Consider the following 21,601-nt stretch of genomic DNA (forward strand, 5'->3'; position numbering starts at 1 on the left):
ATGATTTGTAAGCGAGTTTTTATATATATAGCAATGTACAATCACGTAATTGGTGCTTTATATCCTTTAAGTAATTGATATCGTGCACACATGCCGGACTAATATCCATACTTTCTATAACACCCTGTGCAGAACAGACAGCATGCAGTTTATATCCATAATAATGACTTGATTGACTCGCACAATATCCTTTTTCGGGCAGACTGTAGTCCTGTTCTTTACATATCTTACTTCTGGAGCTTCTTGATAATTTACAGACCTCTAAAGGCATACTGTCAACAATATAACAATGCTCAGATTTATTCAGCCTCTTTACCAATGCTTTGCGAAGTGATTCTCTAAATGAAAATAACTTACGCTTTCTTCTGTTGTAGACACTGCGCTCTATTTTGCTGGATAAACTAGCAGGTAAAATTCGAAAAAGTTGACATTCGCTATCAATACCCATATACTCTGATGTTAGATCAATGGCAATGAGTTGTTTATCTCTCAATTTAGGTTTGCGTATTTGATGTAAATAATCCATTTTACAATCCAACTCTTTTAAAACCTTGAGTATCTTGTCGTAATTTGCTTGAAAGTTGTGCATATAAATTATAGTGTGGTTACTACAATTTACTGCATTTTAGCAGTTTGCACAACTTTTTATAAATGCACAACGGGTGTTGCTTAATTAGTATTTATTAATACAGGGCTTTTAGAGCTCTTATTAAACCTATATAAATGAACTATAATTTATATTATGTAAAATAGTAAAATTTAAATGACACTCCTTTTATATACTACTAGTATTTCCTTAATTTTGCCATACCAAAACTTATATATGAATATTTCAAATTTTAAAATTATTAGCATTCTTGAAGGTATTTCTTTACTACTAATCTTCAGTGTTTCAATGCCGCTTAAATATATGATGGATTATCATACCCCAAATAAAATAATTGGTATGCTACATGGTATATTGTTTATACTTTATGTATTTATGGCTTTTTCTCTAAAAAATGAACAAAATTGGAATACGAAACAATTTTTCATTATTATGCTTTGCTCAGTAATACCATTTGGTACCTTTTGGATGGATCGTAAATATCTTAGGTAGTAACTATTGTTACCTTAAAAAACTCATATTTCAATTAAATTTGAGTTAACTTTTAAATATTAAACGTATGAGCAGCTTTAAAGATTTAATAAATCAATCTAAACCTGTACTTATAGACTTCTATGCAGAATGGTGCGGTCCTTGTAAAATGATGGCTCCAATTTTACATAATGTAAAGAATGATATGGGCAATCAAGTTTCTATTTTAAAAATTGATGTAGATAAAAATCAGGAACTTGCGGCTAAATATCAAATTAGAGGTGTTCCTACATTAATGATTTTTAAAGAGGGAAAACAACTATGGCGACAATCTGGTGTTGTTCAAGAACAACAAATTAAAGAGGTGCTTACCCCCTTTCTTTAATCATATACTTAATGTAAGTACTTGTTTAAAAACAAAATAAGTTCTTTCCAAGATTTTTCATCAGCTTCTTTATTATAAGAAATGGGCAAATCATACTGAATTCCAAGAGAATCAGATTTCTTATTTGTAAATCCATGTTCAGCTTGTTTATAGGTTACATATTTGTAAGTTGCATGGATTTTATTTAATTCTGAACGATAGATTTTTATAGATTTTGCAGAAACCAATGAATCGTTATCTCCATTGAATATTAAAATAGCCGATTTTAAGGACTTATTTGGCATAATAGGTATCTCCAATCCGGAATGAAAGGCAGCAACTGCATCTAAATCAGTGCCCAAATTAGCCATCATTAAGGCAATACTACCCCCAAAACTATAACCAACTACCCCTATTTTAGTGCTATCTACAAACTGAAAATGTTTTAAACTATCTAACACTACATTAAAGCGTTGCGATAACATGTTGGTATTGGTATATAGTTCCATTGCTAGATTCTTGGTGTCACTAGGATGGCTTTTGCCATTTTTAGTATCATATAAATCAGGAACCACTGTAACAAATCCTAATTTAGCTAAATCTTTAGCCTTTTCTTTTACCTGATAATTAATGCCCCACCATTCACCTAAAACTATAATCCCAGGTTTTTGTAAAGAATCGTTTGTACTAAACAAAATTCCATTTAATCTAGAACCTTCTACATTATATTCAAAATATTTTTCTGCAATAGGGATACTGTCTATTTCTTTATGTTTTGATAACGTGTCTTTTAAAAAATTTTCTAATGGTATATTAAGATGTTCAATCTTAGTTTGTTTGTTAGCATTATTACAATTGTACAATGATGCTATAATAGCAATAAACAAAAAAAGATATATCTTTTTCATGACTATATATTTCTGTAAATGATGGTAAAAGTTACTACAATTTAAGAGTAACCAAAAGTTATTTAACACCTATATTAATTTTAATTTGTTATTAGGGTGTGTTTTGGGTAACATACGTAATATTTAACAACGGGTTTAGAAAGTGCTTCTAAATTAAGTTGATCAGAAGCTTTTACCACATCTAATACTTTATTACTTTTTGTTAAGATATTAATATGCTGCGTATTTTTATCATAAGCTTGATTACTTACCTGTCCTTTAAAAACAAAATAAGCAGCCTCTTCTTTCGTAATATTATATTCTTTTTGCATCTCTTCTATCCTATGTAATAACTTCTTATTATCTATAGGCTTTTTACGATACTTTATTTTTAATAAATGTCTATCAAGAATCATACTACATAAGTTACTTAGCACAAAATCTGAATGGTATCTCCACTCTTTCATAGCAGAAATAATATCTGTATCATCTAATCTAGAAAATTTTTCTAAAACATCTGTATCAAAATTTTCTATATTAATATGGTTATACAGAAAAAAGTGAAGTCCACTACTTGCATATAAGGTTTCTCCATTTTCAATAAGCTGCTTCGCTCTTTTTAATACTTTAATCAATAATTGTTCGGCTACTACACTGGTTTTATGTAAATATGCTTGCCAATACATTAAACGTCTACCAACTAAAAATTTCTCTACAGAATAAATTCCTTTTTCTTCAACTACCAATTCTTCATTACGTACGTTAAGCATGGTAATAATACGTTCAGAATTGATATTTCCCTCAGCAACGCCAGAATAGAAACTGTCTCTTTTTAAATAATCAGCTCTATCCATGTCTAATTGACTAGAGACAAGCTGATTCATAAATTTTCGAGGATATTTCTTCATAAAGATTTCTATAGCCATCGTTAAACTTCCGTTAAACTCCTTATTAAGGTGCTCCATAAAAAGTAACGAAATAGTTTCATGCGAGACTCCGTTTACAATAGCTTCCTCCATAGCATGTGAAAAAGGTCCGTGTCCAATATCATGAAGTAAAATTGCTATTAAAAGTCCTTGCTCCTCCTCTTCCGAAATTTCAACTCCTTTAAAACGAAGGTTCTGTATAGATTTTAGCATTAAATGCATACACCCCAATGCATGATGAAAACGAGTGTGGTGTGCTCCTGGATATACTAAATAAGAAAGTCCCATTTGGGTAATTCTTCTTAATCTTTGAAAATATGAATGCTGAACAAGATCAAAGATCAGCTCATTTGGAATAGTAATAAATCCGTAAATTGGATCGTTAAATATTTTTAATTTATTTCTGTTTTTCAAAATAATTAAATAAAAATTGCAATTTATAATAAAGCAAATATACATATATGAACACGATTAAAATACTTTGGGTAGATGATGAGATTGATTTGTTGAAGCCTCACATTTTATTTCTAGAAAAAAAGAACTATAATGTAACAACGTTACAGAGTGGTTTAGAAGCAATTGAGCTTATTGCTGAAGAGAATTTTGATATCATTTTTCTTGATGAAAATATGCCTGGTATTTCAGGATTAGAAACACTTACTGAAATTAAAGCTAAAAAGCCCAATATTCCGGTAGTTATGATTACTAAGAGTGAAGAAGAGTATATAATGGAAGAAGCTATTGGATCTAAAATTGCCGATTATTTAATTAAACCGGTAAATCCTAATCAAATACTGCTTAGTTTAAAAAAGAACTTAGACCACTCTAGACTTATTTCTGAAAAAACTACCTCTAATTACCAACAGGAATTTAGGAAAATTGCTATGGACTTATCTATGATTAACAGTATAGATGAGTGGGTTGATATTTATAAAAAACTGGTTTTTTGGGAATTAGAACTTGAAAATATCGAAGATGCAGGAATGAGAGAAATATTAGAATCTCAAAAGAGTGAAGCTAATAATCAATTCTTTAAGTTTATTAGTAAGAACTACGGAGATTGGTTTCATGAAGACGATGCTCCTGTAATGTCACATCAATTATTTAAATCTAAAGTAGTACCACAGTTAGAATCAAAAACACCTACATTAATGGTGGTTATAGATAATTTACGTTACGATCAATGGAAAACCATTGAAGGTACTATTGGAAACTATTATAAGCCTGTTACCGAAGAAAGCTATTGCAGCATTTTACCCACTGCAACTCAGTATGCACGAAACGCAATTTTCTCAGGTTTAATGCCGTCGGAAATGGAGAAGTTATATCCACAATATTGGAAGAACGATACTGAGGAAGGTGGTAAAAATTTACATGAAGTCGATTTTCTAAGAGAACAAATTAGAAGACTTGGATTAAATATTAAATGGGAATATCATAAAATAAGCTCACTTAGAGCAGGTAAAAAATTAGCCGACAACTTTAAAAATCAGAAAGATAATGACTTATGTGTAATAGTCTACAACTTTGTAGATATGCTTTCACACGCAAAAACTGAAATGGAAGTAGTAAAAGAGTTGGCTTCTAATGATAAAGCTTATAGATCGTTAACAACTAGTTGGTTTAAGAATTCTCCTTTGTTAGAAATTATTCAACAAGCGCAACAACTTGGTTTTAAACTTATTATTACCACAGATCATGGTACCATTAACGTAAAAAATCCTTCTAAAGTTATTGGGGATAAAGAAACAAGTTTAAATCTACGATATAAAACAGGACGAAGCTTAACTTTTGAAGATAAAGAGGTTTTAGCATTTAAAGACCCAAAACACGTGTTTTTACCTACTATTACCATGAGCAGTTCATTTATCTTTGCCAAAGAAGATTATTTCTTTGCCTATCCAAATAACTACAATCATTATGTTAGTTATTATAGAAATACCTATCAACATGGAGGTATTTCTTTGGAGGAAATGATTATACCATTTGTTGTGTTAGAACCTAAATAGAATTAATCAGATGATCATAACGTATAATTTATCAGAATTAAGGCAAACAGCTGAGCAAATTTTAGATTACTGCACCAGTAAAACATTACTATTTGAAGGTGAAATGGGATCTGGAAAAACAACGCTAATTAAAGAAATCATAAACTGTTTAGGTATATCTGATACTACGAGTAGTCCAACCTATGGGTTTGTAAATGTATATGAATCGGCAAATGGTACTGTTGTTAATCATTTTGATTTGTACAGATTAAATGTTATTGATGAAGCATATGATATTGGTTTAGAAGAATATTTTTATAATGATAATTATAATCTTATAGAGTGGCCAGAAGTAGCTTTAGATATTATACCAGACAATGGTTATACCATAATAATTGAAAAAATAAGCGAAAATATTAGAAAATTGATAATAGAAAAAAAATAATATTGAAAAGTCTAATAAATATTTTGCTATATTTGTTAGAGCTATCAGTAACCTACAAACAACGTTAACTCGTAAAGATACGACTAAAGTATTTACTATTAATTACTTATATTTTTCTAGGTTTGTCATGTCTAAAACCTATAAAAATATTATAATTATGAAAAATTTTAAAACTTTTGTTGTACTAGCATTAATGGCAATTTCTTTAGGAGTATCTTGTTCACCAGCAAGCGTTGCAGATGAAGATAATTTATATGATACCCAAACAGGACAAGATAAAAACGACCCAATCGTTAGACCTTCAGCAGAAAGGTAACACTGGCAATACACTGTTAGGAATTTTACCTTCCAGTATTGTTGCTATATTGGTTCTAATATCACCATATATTTTTTATTTATACAGAGAAGTCCCAGACGGTCCCGTTTGGGACACTTTTTTAGGTACCTTTAAGAGTGAGTTTTATCTAAATATGAATGATTTAACTTGGCTATTTCTAGGTAAATTTGTTCCTCTTTATCTTCTTATTTTATGGTTTTTAACCTGCAAGCATTGGTGGTATCATATCATACTTATTCCTATATCTATGTATGCTTTTCAATTGTTCTCTATTATAAATGATGAACAACAATATTATGATGAAGCTGAGATATATTTGATAATTCCAATTATGTTAGTAATAGCTCCTATTGTATATTTAATCAGAATTAAGATTTTTGAGAAGTTTGTTTACGGTATTGATATAAAGAAAATTGAAGAAGAATTAGAAAAATATGATGCCGATGATGTTGAGATTGATAATAAAAATAAATAGTAGAACATCTTAATACTCTTTTTCTGTAAATATTTATGGTGCAACAATTTTCTCCGTTTAGTAAAGAAGAATTAATTCCTCAAGAAGAAAAGCTTGAAATTTCTAAAAAGAAAGGTGAATTATTTATAGGAATTCCTAAAGAGAGTTCCTATCAGGAAAAGAGAGTTTGTCTTACCCCTGATGCTGTTAATGCACTAACTGCTCAAGGTCATAGAGTTCTTATAGAATCACAAGCCGGAATAGATTCCAATTTTTCTGATAAAGAATATACAGATGCCGGTGGTGAAATAACTCATGATACAGAAAAAGTTTATAGCTGTCCTATCATTTTAAAAGTAGAACCACCAACAGCTAGTGAACTAACCCTTATTAAATCTAAAACTGTTTTAATTTCTGCACTTCAGATTAAAACACAATCTAAAAAGTATTTTGAGATACTTGCTCAAAAGAAAATTACTGCCTTAGGATTTGAATTTATTAAAGATGCCGACGGGAATTACCCCGCTGTACGCTCTTTAAGTGAAATTGCAGGTACGGCATCGGTACTTATTGCAGCTGAGCTACTTACCAATGCAAATTGTGGGAATGGATTAATGTTTGGTAATGTATGTGGTGTGCCCCCCGTTAGTGTTGTTGTTTTAGGAGGTGGTACTGTAGGAGAGTTTGCTGCCCGTTCATCATTAGGATTAGGAGCAAGTGTAAAATTGTTTGACAATTCGATAACTCGTTTAAGAAATGTACAAACAAATTTAGGTAGACCTATTTACACATCTACCATACAACCAAAAAATTTACTGAAAGCACTTAAACGTTGTGATGTAGTTATTGGCGCCGTAAGAGGTACTAACAGATCTCCTATCTTAGTTACAGAAGATATGGTAAGACAAATGAAAAAAGGTGCTGTTATTATAGATGTGAGCATTGATATGGGTGGTTGTATAGAAACTAGCGAAGTTACTAATCATGATGAACCTACCTTTGAAAAGCACGGAGTAATACATTATTGTGTTCCTAATATACCTTCAAGATATTCTAGAACTGCCTCAATATCAATAAGTAATATTGTTACTCCATATTTATTAGAAATTGGGGAACATGGTGGTTTAGAAAATTTTTTAAGATTTGATAAAGGTTTAAGAAACGGTTTGTATTTTTACCACGGAATTTTAACTAATAAATCTGTGGGAGAATGGTTTGATTTGTCTTACAGAGATATAAATTTACTTATATTTTAAAATGTCATCATCACTACTTAAAAGATTAGGGTTCTTTTTAATAGGACTTTCAATTGGTATTGTATTCGTAGTTTTCTTTTTACAAACAAGACCCAATAAAGTAGATTTTTGCTATCTACCAAATTGTAGAGTCCTTAAAAATATTAGAAGTAAGGCGTTTAGCGTAGATTCATTACCGCAAACAAAAATGGATGCATACAAAATGGACAGAGAAGCGTTAAAAAATATTCTAACATATGGAGATGTAGATTTTGACGCAAGTGATATTAAGTCTAAACCATGTAAAGTTTATATTGTTGAAGCTATATGGAAGGAAAAAGACGTAAAACTTACTGTTCAAAATTGTGAAGAAAAAGCAACTTTAAAAGAAATATCCATTAAAGGAAACTAAAACATTAGTTTCCTTCTTTGTTTTTCAGCCTTTAATAAATTTAACTCCCTACTTGTTTGTCCTGCAACAGAAGTGTTTTCTTCTGCTCTTCTAATTAAATAAGGCATTACATCTTTTACGGGCCCAAAAGGCATATATTTTGAAACATTATAACCATCTGCAGCAAGGTTATAAGTGATATGATCACTCATGCCGTATAGTTGACCAAAAACAATCCGGTTATCATTTATATCAATATTCTTTTCTTTTAAAAGATTCATTAACATAAAAGAACTTTCTTCATTATGAGTACCAGCAAAAATTGCCATGGTATCTATATGATCTAACATGTAATTTATAGCATTATTATAATTTTCATCGGTGGCCATTTTAGAAACACAAATAGGAGACTTATATCCTTTTTCAATGGCTCTTTCATTTTCTTTTTCCATATAGGCTCCTCTAACAACTTTCATACCTATATGAAATTGCTTGGTTTTAGCCCTATTGTGTAATCCTTTTAAGTAGTTTAGCCTATCCCATCTATACATTTGTAGGGTGTTATAAACAATGGCTTTCTCTTTATTATATTTTTCCATCATTTTCTCTACTAACATATCTGCAGTATCTTGCATCCAACTCTCTTCTGCATCTATTAAAACAGGTACATCATTATGAAAAGCTGCTTTACAAACTTTATCAAAACGGGCTTCCACTCTACTCCATTCGGCTTCTTCATTTGGTGATAGTTTTTTACCTTCACCAATAATTTCATATAACTTAAACCTACCAAAACCTGTTGGTTTAAATACAGAAAAAGGAAGTGCTTTATTATTCTTAGAAAAAGATATTAATTTAATAATTTTCTCAGCAGCTTCATCAAAATGCTTTTCATCTTCTTTACCCTCAACAGAATAATCTAATATACTAGAAACCCCTGCCTCAAACATTTTAGAAACCTTACTTAAACAATCTTCTTCACTTACACCACCACAGAAATGATCAAAAACGGTATACTTTATAAGTCCATCTACAGGTAAGTTTGCTTTAATACAAAAATTAGTAACTGCCGTGCCAATTCTTACTAAAGGTTCATTGGCAATCATTTTAAATAAGAAGTAAGCTCTTTTAAGTTCAGAGTTACTTTTTAATGCAAAAGCAATCTCTGTATTCTCAAAATATTTTTTCATATAGAATAGAACAATTAAACAAGCAAATATACAATCACGGAATAAATAAATTATTCAAGAAAATCATATAATTTTAGATGTATTATAAGAACTTATTAACAGGTTTAGTAAACTACTTCGAGGCAAACACACAAAGCATGTAGTAGGCATTGCATTTCTATTTTGAGACAAGTATCAGAGCATTTAATCGCAATTATTGAGTAAAGATAAGTACATTAATAATCTAACAGTTTTACTTGTTTAATATCTTATACAATTTTGATATAAGTATTTTTGTTATTCTTTATGTTTAGCTGACAAAATCTTGTTATTTTGCTATTAATTAAATTTTTTAAAATTGAAACCAATAATATCTACCGACTATAATGTATGCTTTAATGTTGATGCGTACACAAGTTTAAATACATATTTACAACAACATACATATTCTAAAATATTTATTGTAGTAGATACTAATACACATGTATGCTGCTTACCTAACTTTATGGGGGCTATTTCTGGAGAATATGATTTTGAAATTATAGAAATAGAAAATGGGGAAATTTATAAGAATATAGAAACTTGTACTGCTGTATGGAGTGCAATTTCTGAATTAGGTGGAGATAGAAAAAGTTTACTGATTAATTTAGGGGGCGGTGTTGTAACCGATTTAGGTGGTTTTGTAGCTGCCACTTATATGAGAGGTATTGACTTTATTAATGTTCCTACAACTCTCTTATCAATGGTAGATGCATCGGTAGGTGGTAAAACCGGCGTTGATTTAGGCAGTTTAAAAAATCAGGTAGGTGTTTTTTGTACCCCTAAAATGGTACTTATTATTACAGATTTTTTAAACACATTACCTTCTAATGAAATGCGAAGTGGAATGGCAGAAATGCTAAAGCATGGTTTAATTGCAGACGAAAACTACTGGAATAAATTTAAAAATTTAGGAAATCTTACTTTAGACGATCTAAATCAACTAATATATGACTCCGTTATAATAAAAAACAACGTGGTTCTTTCTGATTTAAAGGAACAAAATCTTCGTAAAATATTGAACTTTGGTCATACCCTGGGGCATGCTGTGGAATCCTATTTCTTAAACCACCAAGATCGTACTGCTTTACTTCATGGAGAAGCAATAGCTATAGGAATGATATTAGCAGCACATTTATCTTATCAAAAACTGAATTTTCCATTAAAGAAGGTTGCGGAAATAAAAGAAGTAATTCTTAACTATTTTGCTGCTATAGATATATCTGATGTAGAATTAGAACAAATAATATTGTTAATGAAGCACGATAAGAAAAATGCTTATGGTAATGTTAATTTCGTGCTATTAAAATCTATTGGAGATCCTGTAACCGATGTTGTCGTTACTAATGAAATGATTATAGAGGCATTACATTTTTATAAAAAATAAAATTCAAAATTTTATTTTTTCTTTATCCACATTTGCCGTGTTGATTAAAAACTAAGTTAATATGTTAGCCTGTCTGAAACTATTTCTTTATTTAATAATAAGGTAAAAGGGAGTAGTTTTTTATCTTAACCTCCTACTCTTTAGGTACCGGTCAAAACAGGTACAAAAATGATAGTAATAACGGTATTGGTTTCTTAAAAATTGGTCTCGTTATGAATCATGTTTGGGTGCTGTGCCTAATGAAAAAATCACATCGGGTAAACTTGATATAGATATATCGCTATTTATTATTGAATCTGACACTGCTATCGTGGCTTCATTAATCTTTGCTTATTTGCTAGACATATAGCATTTTTTTTGCATTAAGACTTGTTAATATTACTATTTTTAATTTACATTTAACGTATATAACAGGTAGCCACATATGAAACGCGTAATAGTTGATTATAAGAAACTTACAAACGAAATCTTAACTCTTTTAGTAGAGAAATATCCTGATGGATACGGGGATGATGATATCATCAGTTTCAAGAATTTAAAAAACGAAACAGTAGAAGCTGTTGAAGTAAAAACAGAGTATTGTATTTATTTAGTAAAAGTAAGTACACGTTTGGCTAATACTATGGAAAACTTTGATGAGGATGAGGATGATTTTGATTCTAATGATGATGTATCTGATAACATTGAAGTACCAGTTGATACAGAAGAAGATGATGATTAGTAATTAACATTACTAACATTTTGATACATATTAATATAAATCAAGGATATATAAAATATAACCTTGATTTTATTACAAATACCTCTCTTTTAGAATTTCTAAATGATGTAAAAGATGTCCTGTAAGAAAATATCCGACTGCTCTGGTTGATATTGAATGATTATTTGCAGTGCCTAGATTGTTTAAAACTTGATTATCTAAATATTGAAATAATTCTATAGAACTTTTTCTAACAGCCCAAAACTCGCTTATTAAACTATCAAAATTTCTATTAGTTGCATAGCTATTTTTAACATAGTTATTTTCATCAAATCCTAATAAATTGACCTTTTCTCCTCTTGCAATACTCATACCTCTGTATTGAAAAATTCGTTCTGTATCAATTATGTGTTGCAATACTTCTTGTATAGTCCATTTTCCGTCTGCATAAGAATACAAATATTTTTCAGAAGGAATTGTTTCAATTAATTCATTAAATTTAATTAAAGAGTCGTGTAGATTTTTTATAATCCCCTCCTCTTTAATTAAATTTAAATAAACAACCTGATATTCAACAAATTCATTAGAATTTAGAACCGATAGCAGATTAAATGTATTCATATACGTTATGCTGAGTTTCTACTAGCATTAATATTACCAAATAACGATCTCGTTACCATTTTTTCGTAAACCTCTATTAATGCACTATCAACACCTTTCCCTTTTTCAAACTCTTGAATTTTCTTCAAGGCAAATTGTTGAATAGTTAACAATGGAAGTACTATTTCTTCACGTACTTTAATAGAAGCCTTCATAGATTCAAGATCTTCCATTAACTCGTTATACCCTGTTAGCTTAAGTAATAACCTTTTAGTTAAAAGATATTCATCATGAATCAAATTCCAAAACTCACCATACTCATCATCATTTTGCATATAAGCCGTTAATTGGAAAAACGATTTAGATAAACTCATCATACTGTTCTCTATTAACGTTTTAAAGAATAATGAATTTTCATAAAGACTTTTAATCTTATCAAATTCTCCTTTATCTTCAAAATGAGCCATTGCAGTACCCACACCAAAAAATCCAGGTACATTTTGTTTTAATTGGCTCCAGCTTCCTACGAAAGGAATGGCTCTTAAATCTGAGAATAATAACTTATCGGATTTACCTCTTTTAGAAGGTCTGCTACCAATATTAGTTTTAGCATAGTATTTTAAAGTACTCATATTTTCTAGATATGGCATAAACTTAGGATGCGCTTTAAAATCTGTATATGCTTGATAACTAACATCAGCTAATTGCTGCATAGTAGCTCTATCTCCTTCTTTAAGTTCACTCTTTTCCTGATTGAAAATTTCCTGAATTCCTGAACTTAAAAGCTGTTCAAGATTGTATTGGCAAGAATCAACGGTACCAAAGTTAGAACTAATTGTTTGTCCTTGAACCGTTAATTGAACCTCCTTATTTTCAATATTTGGACCTAATGAAGCGTAGAATTGATGTGTTTTACCTCCTCCTCTAGCTGGAGGACCACCTCTACCATCAAAAAATACAACCTTAATATCGTACTTTCTAGAAATAAGCGTTAACTCTTCTTTGGCTTTATAAATACTCCAGTTGGCCATTAAATACCCCCCATCTTTAGTACCATCTGAGAAGCCTAGCATTATAGGTTGTACATTTCCTCTAGAGGCTAAATGAGTTTTATATTCTTCATTATTATATAACGCCTCCATTACCATTTTGGCATGTTGTAAATCATCAACTGTTTCAAATAAAGGCACAACATCAACAGTCGGTTTAGTCCAACCCGTTAATTTAATCATTGCAAATGCCTCTAAAACATTAATAATAGTCTGATTATTACTAATAATATAACGGTTACAACCTTCTTCTCCATTATATTTCTGAATCTCCTGCATTACATATATAGATTTTAAAGTAGCCTTCGCCATCTCATCTGTAATAATTTCAGGATCTATTTTTCCAGAAACCTTGGTTAGCACTTCAATTTGTTCGGCTTCAGATAATGATTCATAATTATCAGGGAAAATACCAAGGTTATTTTCTATCGTATCTTTTACTATGCCTATTAAAACATTATGGTGTACTCTAGAATCCTGACGGATGTCTAATGAAGCAAAATGAAACCCGAATAATTTTACCTTATTAATAAGATCCATAATCTCTTCAATGAAAAGAGATTTATGATTTTCAATAAGGACTTGTTTAATTTCATATAACTTACTTAAAAAAGTATCCTTTTGTAAGGTATTTTTTTTAGAAGGTAAAAAGATATTTTGATAAAGACTCATCTCTAATTCGGCTATAATAACATCAGCCTTATCAAAAGTAATTCTCCTTTTTAATTTTCTAATATCTCTGTAATAATTGCGTAAAACAGCCGTTTTTAATCTATCTGCAACATTTAATGTAATTTCAGGAGTAACAAAAGGATTTCCATCTCTATCTCCTCCTGGCCAAAAACCAAGTTTTACAACATCATTACTCAATTCATTGTCTCCAAAAATATTGTTTTGAATATAATTGAAAATTTTACTAGATGATTGGTAAAATACATTCTCTAAATACCAAATAAGACTAACTGCCTCATCAAAAGGAGTAGGTTTCTTTTTCTTGAAGAATGGAGTTTTTCCAAGCTGAGCCAACAATTTTTTAATACTAGTTAAATCATTTTGCTCAATGGCTAATGCCAAATCGGTAATAATACCTAAAACAGCACCTGGATAAAATTGTGTAGGGTGTGCTGTTAAAACAGGTCTAATTTTAAATTCTTTTAAATGAGATTGCAGTGCTTCTAATTTACCTATTGCTTGTGCTTCCTCTTTAACGTTACGCAAAGTACCATGGCCATCCATGTTATTTACTATAGAAAAGGCCGCATCTTCAATCGCATCAAACAAAACAACCTGTCTTTCAATATATTGTATAAATTTAAACAATAATGAAATACGCTCTTCCTCTGGCTTATCATTAAAAAACTTAGAGAAAAAAGAATCTACTATAGTAGTAGGATCTTGATTATCTTGATATCCCTTCGCACAGATTTCTGAAAATAAAGGTAAAAATGCCCCTGTATTAGAAATGTCATCAAACGGAAGAGTTAGAAAAAGACTATTGTATATTTGATACTTAGAAAGTACGCTCTCATTAAAGCGTTGAATTTTTGGTTTTCTCAGCATACTAAAATATTTGATTTTTTTTCGTTATTAAATTTAACAAAAAACCCTTTCATAACACGTCATGAAAGGGCTAAAAATTATATTAATTTATATTTTAATTTAACTCATTGAAAATAGAATGCATCAAACGCTTTTTATCATTAATGCTTTCTTCAAGAGAAATCATAGTTTCTGTTCTAGATACACCTTCAATATCATCTATCATAAAGATGATTTCTTTGGCATGTTTAGTGTTTTTAGCTCTTACTTTACAGAAAATATTAAATTTCCCTGTAGTTACATGAGCTACAGTAATATTTGGAATTTCATTTAAGCGCTCCATAACAAACTTTGTTTGGTGTGTTTTTTCCAAATATATACCTACATATGCTATAAAAGCATATCCTAATTTTACGTAGTCAAGAGTTAAAGAAGATCCTTGAATAATCCCGGCATCTTCCATTTTTTTTACGCGAACGTGAACCGTACCAGCAGAAATTAATAATTTCTTTGCTATGTCTGTAAACGGGGTTCTGGTATTATCGATCAACATATCTAATATCTGATGATCTACCTCGTCTAATTTAATCTTACTCATACAATAATTACTATTTAATCAAACTTATTATGGTAACATACAAAATGAAAAAACTAATTTACTTTAATTTTATTATAAAGTAAATAATTTTTTAGTTAAAAAACTAAAGTTTTTTCAAAATTGTTTGCATGTCGGCCTTTAATAATTCTTCCTTGGTTATTTTTTCGTTTATAAAATTTACATCAATGGTTTGATGACCATGATAGTTTTGCAAATTTCCTATTTTTTCCACATATGGAAAAAGAAAAATGTTATTATTTTGTAAATTTTCTTTAAAAAGCACACCTATTTCGTTTTCGTTTTCTGTTGCTTCCTCATTAAAAGCAACGTTTTTTAATAATATGTCAAAAAATGACTTTTCGTTGTTCTTAATGTCAAAATAAGGTTCATAGCCCTCCCCTGTAATATTTTTAGTACTAATTGCATCCAATCCAGACAATAACGATAAATAGATATATTTCCTTGTTATTTCTCGCTCATAATCATTAGGATAATGACCTGCTTCAAATAATACAGTTGGGACACCTAGATAAGTAAATGTATCTCCTATACAATTTATATTAAACCCATCATCAAAACGTGCTATCTGATTTGGTATATACTCTTTAATTGCATCTACCATATAAGTAATAAGTTCCATAGCTAGCTTACGTGGTTGTGTAATGGTACGTTTTTCATCTGCAGAAGGTGCTAAAAACGAAACTGTAGCTGGGTAAGGAGTGTTTTCAACACCAAAGATGGTTCTCTGATCATGTAGATTAAAACATAAATCGGGTTTTATATCTTCAAAAGCAGCTCGTAAGATCTTACTCTCCGGTTGAGATAAATCTTGTGAATCTCTGTTTAAGTCAATATCATTACTATTTTGTCTTGTATACGCATTCGCTCCATCCGGATTAAGCATTGGTATAATATAAAGAGTTGTATTAGACAATATAGTTTCAGTAAACTCATCCTTTTGCTCTAAAAACAAACATAGCATGTCTAAAACAGCCTTTGTTGTGGTGCTTTCATTTCCGTGCATCTGAGACCACATGAATACTTTTTTAGAACCACTCCCTATTGTTATTAAATGAATAGGTAGTTGATTAACAGAATGGCCTAATATCTTCTTGTTCAATCTAGGATGTTCCTCATAAAACTTCTCTAATTTACTATAAGGAAAGTATCTACCGTAAATACGCGTGTATTTATAAAGATGATAATGTTGGAAATGTAAATACATATGTTTAAAATCATATTTGTTACAAAGTTAAACAATAATAAGTTTACAAAAAGCAATAACCTATTTCACAAATGTAATGCTAACTTAGTTATCAATGTAAACAACCTTATTATCTTTGTTAACCATGATCCTTATCCCTTTGTTTACATCGGTTAACATTTAAGTTTAGTTTACCCTATTAATACAAATTAATAATGTAAAATACTGCTATTTAGATGTTTATACGTGTATAGCTAAAGTTTTAGTTTAACTTACGTAAGTATTGTTTCAATATATTGTATATTCAAATAAATCTGATTACATTTGTAAAACATTATAAATTTTCATTTTGTATACAATGTTAAACATTAATGAATTTACCTCTCGTTTACAAATGTTACTTGATCGTTACCACTTAACAGCATCTGCTTTTGCTGATAGTATAAATGTTCAACGCTCTGGTATATCCCACATACTTTCTGGAAGAAACAAGCCTAGTTTAGACTTTGTTATGAAGATTACAAATGTATACAAAGATGTTTCACTGGAATGGCTACTCTATGGAACAGAGGAATTTCCTAAAACAGAAAATGAAACGTCAGATACTAACGAAACGCCCTATAAAGAAATAGATAATACAATGGGAAATGATTTATTTCACTCAAATGAAAATTTTTCTCCAAAAAAATCAAATAGCGAAATTATAAACAATGCCCCTACTACCAATTTAGCTTCTAATATTTCGAAAAAAGAAGTAGAAAAAATTATTATATTTTATACGGATAAAACATTTGACACCTACTCGCCTAGCTAGTTTATACCCTATTTGCCTGCTTACGTAAAAACAAAATAGTATTTTCGTAAAAAAATACAGAATGAAATATCTAGCACTTCTAACTTTTATTGTAGTAAGTATAATTGGATGTGGCCAACCTGAAAGAAATTGTAAAGATTTTAGAACTGGTGAATTTAAGTACGAGGTAGAACTTGATGGAGAAAGATTAACTGGTAAGTTTACTAGATACCAGGAGATTCAGGTTGAAATTTATAGTGATCATAAGGTTGATTCTAGTACTATTAATTGGGTAAATGACTGTGAGTTCATAGCTAAGAATTTACATCCTAAATCAATGGCTGATAAAAAACCTTTGCTATTTAAAATATTAACTACAGATAGTGATTCATACACATTTGAATTTTCATATGTGGGCGACGTTACGAACAGACATAAAGGTATTGCTACAAAAATAGACTAACATGGAACATTTTTTAGTCAATCCAGATACTTGGATCGCTTTAGTAACACTTACTTTTCTTGAAATTGTTTTAGGAATTGACAATATTATATTCATTTCTATTGTAACTGGTAAGCTTCCTGAAGAAAATAGAAAAAAAGCCACTAGAGTTGGCTTGTTACTTGCTATGTTTCTTCGAATTGCTTTATTATTTGGTATAACGTTGCTAATTAGAATGAAAACCGTTCTTATTTCTTTTGACTGGAAATGGTTTTCTGCTGATATTACAGGACAAGCTCTTATTTTATTAATAGGTGGTTTGTTTTTAGTTTATAAGAGTACAAAAGAAATTAATGAAAAGGTAGATCATAAAGGCGAAGAAATTGAGAGCCTTAAAAATACAATGACCAAGTCTTTTACTGGTGTTATAGTGCAGATTCTTCTTATAGATATGATTTTCTCTGTAGATAGTATACTAACTGCTGTTGGTATGACTACAGGAATTCAAGGAGCTCTTTATATTATGATAGCTGCTGTTATCATATCCGTTTCTATAATGATGCTTTTTGCTGTTCCTGTCGGAAATTTTGTAAACAGAAATCCTTCAATACAAATTTTAGGACTATCCTTCTTAATTTTAGTTGGCTTTATGCTTATAACTGAAAGTATGCATTTATCGGAAGCAGAAATTATGGGTAAACATATAGGTGCTGTGCCTAAGGCTTATTTATACATGGTTATATCGTTTTCTCTTATCGTAGAATTTTTGAATATGAAAATGCGAAAAAAAAGGAATCATTAAAATTCGTAAGAAGATTTAGTTTAGATAACTATATCTATTTTTATACTAGTTAGGGAAATCAGATTTTACAAGAACAAGGCTTTTCTATTTATGAGCATAATTATAAAGCTCATTGTAATTATAAAATTTCGTTTTCTGTTGTAGTTGATAATGATGTTTATGGTCTAAATGCAACAACATTTGATTATGTAACTGAAATCAGAAGCTGTTTAAATGAAAAAAAAATCAAAAAGTATTTATCACAACTCTACAAAAAGATAAATTTTATTCAGGATTTAAGTGTGAAAATATGCTTACTATCAGAAAACCATAAAATAAAATCCTTTATTCGCAAGTTATCAATAAGTTAAATTTTAATTTAAGAATTAAAATATTTTTTGAAGTAATTAAATATTCTTATAAATTAGATTTTTTATTTGTTACAAATATTTGTAGCCCAATAGTAATAGCGTTTAATTTTAGAGCCAGTTATTTTAATTAACTATGAATTACCAAGGAATTGTTTTGTTTAATAACGTAGATCATTTTGACAAAGCAATAAATAATTATGAAGACAATGATGCTAAAATCATTGAATTTGACATAGAAGAAATTTCTAATAGTCAACAACTACATTTTGAATTAAAAAGTAGATTATACTTGCCTTCTTATTACAACAACACATTTGAATCCCTCTTAGAATGTATGCTTGAATATGAAATAGATGAAGATGGACTTGTGTTAATTTTTGAACAAATGGATAAGCTTCCATTTAAAAATTTATATAGTTTATTAGATGTCTTTGCTACCGTAGCGAAAGCTAAACAAGAAGAAGGTTTAAAATTTGTTGTTTTAGCTCAGGTAGATAATGCTTATTTTAAATTATATAAACCTCTAAATACTCCTGATTTTATTTGTTGGAACGAGAAAGAGAAGAAATAAGTCATAAATATTTTAAATTATTTAAGCCTTATGGGGTTATAAGTCAATTTTCATCTAACGACAAACGTCAATTAAGAAAAAAAAAATTTCTTAAAGATTTAGAGTCCTTACCGGAAGATTTAATGCCGGTTGGTAGATTAGATGAAAAATCAGAAGGCTTATTATTGCTAACTACCGATGGTGTTTTTAGCGACACTGTGAATCGCAGTGGTATTGAAAAAGAATACCTTGTTTTAGTTGATGGAGCCATCGATAATTCATCAATAGAAAAGTTAAAACAAGGGATTTCTATAGGACTACATGGTGAAAAATACATAACGAAGCCATGCTTTGTTGAAATTTTAACTACCCCACCTAATTTACCTGACAGAGGAAAAAAAATTAGAGATGCCAGACATGGCCCTGTTACCTGGATACGTGTAATTATTAAAGAAGGTAAATTTAGACAAATTCGAAAAATGACTTCTGCAGTAGGTTATCCTACGCTACGTTTGGTGCGTGTGCGTGTGGGGGCTGTTGGTATTGATAATATGATTCCCGAACAATTACTTCCTATTGAAAAAACATTAGTATTCAATTGATTTATATGTTTAAATAGCTTTATCATAAATTCAAAAGATTTTAGATATATTTGAATTTATACAAATTTTTAAACAGATAATTAATGAAGAAAGTATTTTACTTTGTTGCTTCTTTGCTTATTTTAGGATGTGGTTCCATTAAGCAAACAAGTGACCAGACAAAAACTAATAATAAATCCCCCAAAGGCCCTACAACTTACGCCGAGTCTATTACCGAAAAAGATCTTAGAGATATTTTATATGTATATGCCAGTGATAAATTTGAAGGTAGAAATACAGGCGAAAAAGGTCAAAAAATGGCGATTGAATATCTCAAAAACTTTTATATTAACCATGCTATTTCAGCAGCTCAATCAGATGATAATTATTTTCAAAAAGTCCCTCTTCAGGTAAGTTCTTTACCTACCGGTTTGGTTACCGTAAAGAATGAAAATTATCAAGTGGGTACCGATTTAATTACACTTAGCAGCGTAAATCCTAAAACATTAAGCGAAAATGAAGTGGTTTATGCAGGTTATGGTGTTGAGACCGATTTTTATTCAGATTACAGAGGAATTGATGTTAAAGGCAAAATAGTTCTTATAAAAAATGGAGAACCAAAAAAAAACGATGGAACAAATGTAATATCTGGAAATGATCAAACTTCACCATGGGGAGAATTAAGAAGTGGATTCTCTAAAAAGTTAGAACTAGCTAAAAGCAAAGGCGCAAAAGCAATCTTCTATTATGCCCCTGATGCTTTCGGTCAATTAGCTATGCAATATTTGTTTATAAAAAACAGAGCTAGTAAAGAGATTACATTAAAAGAGAGTTCTGAGGAAAATAATTTCTCATATTTCTTTATAAATGAGAAACTTGCTACTGGTCTTATCGAAAATATTAATACTCTTGATGTTGCAAAAAAATTAGGTATCCCTATTTCATTTCATTTAGAAAGCGAAGAAACCAAGAATATTGATTCTGAAAATGTAATTGCTTTTATAAAAGGCTCTGAGAAACCCGAAGAATATGTGGTTATTTCAGCTCATTTAGATCATTTAGGAATGGGAGAAAACGGAGAGGTATACAATGGTGCCGATGATGACGGTTCTGGTACAACAGCGGTATTAGAAATAGCGGAAGCTTTTAAAAAAGCATATGATGAAGGGAACGGGCCAAAACGAAGTGTGGTGTTCTTACATGTTACAGGGGAAGAAAAAGGATTATTGGGTTCTGAATATTACTCCGAGCATCCTATTTTTCCTATGGAGAATACTGTGGTAGATTTGAATATAGATATGGTTGGTAGAATTGACCCTAAATATGAGGGGAATAGAAATTATATCTACCTTATTGGGGCTGATAAATTAAGTACCGATTTACATAACTTATCTGAAGCTGTAAATAATAAATATACGCATATCGAATTAGATTATAGATACAATGATGAAAACGATCCAAATCGTTTTTATTACAGATCGGATCATTATAACTTCGCTAAACATAATGTACCTATTATTTTCTATTTTAATGGTACTCACGACGATTATCACCAGGTAACCGATACTCCAGATAAAATCAACTATGATCTTTTAGCTAACAGAGCGAAATTAGTTTTCTATACAGCTTGGGAAATAGCCAACAGAGATGAAAGACTTGTTGTAGACAAGGCTGCACAAGAATAAGAAAGTAT

The 21,601-nt window shown here is 30.1% G+C and carries 23 protein-coding genes and 2 pseudogenes; 17 read left to right on the forward strand and 8 right to left on the reverse strand.

Annotated features, from left to right (window positions below; translation table 11 throughout):
- Nucleotides 1-28: 28 nt before the first annotated feature.
- Nucleotides 29-589, reverse strand: a pseudogene (locus NBRC110019_RS05105) (IS982 family transposase); the annotation flags it as partial.
- Between the two features lie 234 nt (nucleotides 590-823).
- On the opposite strand from NBRC110019_RS05105, the gene NBRC110019_RS05110 reads away from it, so the two are divergent.
- Together NBRC110019_RS05110 and trxA are read left to right on the forward strand one after the other, a co-directional pair.
- On the forward strand, nucleotides 824-1,099 hold the full coding sequence (locus tag NBRC110019_RS05110) for a DUF3817 domain-containing protein (protein WP_281753021.1): 276 nt from the start codon (nucleotides 824-826) through the stop codon (nucleotides 1,097-1,099).
- A gap of 58 nt (nucleotides 1,100-1,157) precedes the next feature.
- Nucleotides 1,158-1,463, forward strand: coding sequence for a thioredoxin (gene trxA, locus NBRC110019_RS05115; RefSeq protein WP_507763799.1), 306 nt, complete (start codon nucleotides 1,158-1,160; stop codon nucleotides 1,461-1,463).
- An 8-nt stretch (nucleotides 1,464-1,471) separates the two neighbouring features.
- On the opposite strand, the gene NBRC110019_RS05120 is transcribed toward trxA, so the two are convergent.
- Both NBRC110019_RS05120 and NBRC110019_RS05125 read right to left on the reverse strand, forming a co-directional pair.
- Nucleotides 1,472-2,350: a dienelactone hydrolase family protein gene (locus NBRC110019_RS05120; protein WP_281753023.1), complete on the reverse strand. Its 879-nt coding sequence runs from the start codon at nucleotides 2,348-2,350 to the stop codon at nucleotides 1,472-1,474.
- Nucleotides 2,351-2,430: 80 nt separating this feature from the next.
- Nucleotides 2,431-3,669, reverse strand: a complete 1,239-nt coding sequence (locus NBRC110019_RS05125) for an HD domain-containing protein (RefSeq protein ID WP_281753024.1) — start codon at nucleotides 3,667-3,669, stop codon at nucleotides 2,431-2,433.
- A gap of 47 nt (nucleotides 3,670-3,716) precedes the next feature.
- Between NBRC110019_RS05125 and porX the strand changes: the two genes are divergently transcribed.
- The 6 genes from porX (at nucleotide 3,717) to NBRC110019_RS05155 (ending at nucleotide 8,126) form a co-directional block, all read left to right on the forward strand.
- Nucleotides 3,717-5,264 (forward strand): T9SS response regulator signal transducer PorX, encoded by a 1,548-nt coding sequence (porX, locus tag NBRC110019_RS05130; protein ID WP_281753025.1) that lies wholly within the window; start codon nucleotides 3,717-3,719, stop codon nucleotides 5,262-5,264.
- A 10-nt stretch (nucleotides 5,265-5,274) separates the two neighbouring features.
- On the forward strand, nucleotides 5,275-5,688 hold the full coding sequence (tsaE, locus tag NBRC110019_RS05135; protein WP_281753026.1) for a tRNA (adenosine(37)-N6)-threonylcarbamoyltransferase complex ATPase subunit type 1 TsaE: 414 nt from the start codon (nucleotides 5,275-5,277) through the stop codon (nucleotides 5,686-5,688).
- 157 nt (nucleotides 5,689-5,845) lie between these two features.
- The gene (locus NBRC110019_RS05140; RefSeq protein WP_281753027.1) at nucleotides 5,846-6,004 is read left to right on the forward strand and encodes a hypothetical protein; all 159 of its coding nucleotides are present in this window, start codon (nucleotides 5,846-5,848) and stop codon (nucleotides 6,002-6,004) included.
- Nucleotides 5,943-6,500 carry a hypothetical protein gene (locus NBRC110019_RS05145; RefSeq protein ID WP_281753028.1) on the forward strand — a complete coding sequence of 186 codons (558 nt, stop codon included), beginning with the start codon at nucleotides 5,943-5,945 and terminating at the stop codon, nucleotides 6,498-6,500. Before NBRC110019_RS05140 ends, NBRC110019_RS05145 begins: the two co-directional genes overlap by 62 nt.
- Before the next feature lie 35 nt (nucleotides 6,501-6,535).
- A complete protein-coding gene (locus tag NBRC110019_RS05150) occupies nucleotides 6,536-7,735 on the forward strand; it encodes an alanine dehydrogenase (RefSeq protein WP_281753029.1) in 1,200 nt (399 codons plus the stop codon).
- A gap of 1 nt (nucleotide 7,736) precedes the next feature.
- Complete coding sequence (locus tag NBRC110019_RS05155; protein ID WP_281753030.1) at nucleotides 7,737-8,126, forward strand: DUF4258 domain-containing protein; 390 nt, start codon at nucleotides 7,737-7,739, stop codon at nucleotides 8,124-8,126.
- Here the strand turns inward: NBRC110019_RS05155 and NBRC110019_RS05160 are convergent.
- A complete protein-coding gene (locus NBRC110019_RS05160) occupies nucleotides 8,123-9,295 on the reverse strand; it encodes a proline dehydrogenase family protein (protein WP_281753031.1) in 1,173 nt (390 codons plus the stop codon). The genes NBRC110019_RS05155 and NBRC110019_RS05160 overlap by 4 nt on opposite strands.
- Nucleotides 9,296-9,632: 337 nt before the next feature.
- Here NBRC110019_RS05160 and aroB point away from each other — a divergent pair, with 337 nt between their 5' ends.
- The 3 genes and pseudogenes from aroB to NBRC110019_RS05175 all read left to right on the forward strand — a co-directional run bounded on the left by aroB (nucleotide 9,633) and on the right by NBRC110019_RS05175 (nucleotide 11,421).
- Entirely contained in the window at nucleotides 9,633-10,700 is a 1,068-nt protein-coding gene (gene aroB / locus NBRC110019_RS05165) for a 3-dehydroquinate synthase (protein ID WP_281753032.1), read from the forward strand.
- A 211-nt stretch (nucleotides 10,701-10,911) separates the two neighbouring features.
- Nucleotides 10,912-11,049 (forward strand): annotated as a pseudogene (locus NBRC110019_RS05170) (deoxyhypusine synthase family protein); the annotation flags it as partial.
- A 75-nt stretch (nucleotides 11,050-11,124) separates the two neighbouring features.
- Nucleotides 11,125-11,421, forward strand: a complete 297-nt coding sequence (locus NBRC110019_RS05175) for a hypothetical protein (protein WP_281753033.1) — start codon at nucleotides 11,125-11,127, stop codon at nucleotides 11,419-11,421.
- A 72-nt stretch (nucleotides 11,422-11,493) separates the two neighbouring features.
- On the opposite strand, the gene NBRC110019_RS05180 is transcribed toward NBRC110019_RS05175, so the two are convergent.
- From NBRC110019_RS05180 to NBRC110019_RS05195, 4 genes are all read right to left on the reverse strand, one after another.
- Nucleotides 11,494-12,021, reverse strand: a complete 528-nt coding sequence (locus NBRC110019_RS05180) for a DinB family protein (protein ID WP_281753034.1) — start codon at nucleotides 12,019-12,021, stop codon at nucleotides 11,494-11,496.
- A gap of 5 nt (nucleotides 12,022-12,026) precedes the next feature.
- Nucleotides 12,027-14,609, reverse strand: coding sequence for a phosphoenolpyruvate carboxylase (locus NBRC110019_RS05185; protein ID WP_281753035.1), 2,583 nt, complete (start codon nucleotides 14,607-14,609; stop codon nucleotides 12,027-12,029).
- 94 nt (nucleotides 14,610-14,703) lie between these two features.
- Nucleotides 14,704-15,186, reverse strand: coding sequence for an Lrp/AsnC family transcriptional regulator (locus NBRC110019_RS05190; protein ID WP_281753036.1), 483 nt, complete (start codon nucleotides 15,184-15,186; stop codon nucleotides 14,704-14,706).
- A gap of 103 nt (nucleotides 15,187-15,289) precedes the next feature.
- Nucleotides 15,290-16,411, reverse strand: a complete 1,122-nt coding sequence (locus NBRC110019_RS05195) for a M14 family metallopeptidase (protein ID WP_281753037.1) — start codon at nucleotides 16,409-16,411, stop codon at nucleotides 15,290-15,292.
- A gap of 337 nt (nucleotides 16,412-16,748) precedes the next feature.
- On the opposite strand from NBRC110019_RS05195, the gene NBRC110019_RS05200 reads away from it, so the two are divergent.
- The 6 genes from NBRC110019_RS05200 (at nucleotide 16,749) to NBRC110019_RS05225 (ending at nucleotide 21,593) form a co-directional block, all read left to right on the forward strand.
- Nucleotides 16,749-17,204: a helix-turn-helix domain-containing protein gene (locus NBRC110019_RS05200; RefSeq protein ID WP_281753038.1), complete on the forward strand. Its 456-nt coding sequence runs from the start codon at nucleotides 16,749-16,751 to the stop codon at nucleotides 17,202-17,204.
- 61 nt (nucleotides 17,205-17,265) lie between these two features.
- Nucleotides 17,266-17,646, forward strand: coding sequence for a DNA topoisomerase IV (locus NBRC110019_RS05205; protein WP_281753039.1), 381 nt, complete (start codon nucleotides 17,266-17,268; stop codon nucleotides 17,644-17,646).
- Between the two features lies 1 nt (nucleotide 17,647).
- Nucleotides 17,648-18,427, forward strand: a complete 780-nt coding sequence (locus NBRC110019_RS05210; protein WP_281753040.1) for a TerC family protein — start codon at nucleotides 17,648-17,650, stop codon at nucleotides 18,425-18,427.
- Nucleotides 18,428-18,910: 483 nt separating this feature from the next.
- The gene (locus tag NBRC110019_RS05215) at nucleotides 18,911-19,348 is read left to right on the forward strand and encodes a barstar family protein (RefSeq protein ID WP_281753041.1); all 438 of its coding nucleotides are present in this window, start codon (nucleotides 18,911-18,913) and stop codon (nucleotides 19,346-19,348) included.
- Nucleotides 19,324-19,929, forward strand: a complete 606-nt coding sequence (locus NBRC110019_RS05220; protein WP_281753042.1) for a pseudouridine synthase — start codon at nucleotides 19,324-19,326, stop codon at nucleotides 19,927-19,929. The genes NBRC110019_RS05215 and NBRC110019_RS05220 overlap by 25 nt, the downstream gene beginning before the upstream one ends.
- Nucleotides 19,930-20,012: 83 nt before the next feature.
- Entirely contained in the window at nucleotides 20,013-21,593 is a 1,581-nt protein-coding gene (locus NBRC110019_RS05225) for a M28 family peptidase (RefSeq protein ID WP_281753043.1), read from the forward strand.
- The last annotated feature ends 8 nt before the right edge of the window (nucleotides 21,594-21,601 follow it).

The organism is Neptunitalea chrysea (assembly GCF_027924145.1).
Taxonomy (GTDB): domain Bacteria; phylum Bacteroidota; class Bacteroidia; order Flavobacteriales; family Flavobacteriaceae; genus Neptunitalea; species Neptunitalea chrysea.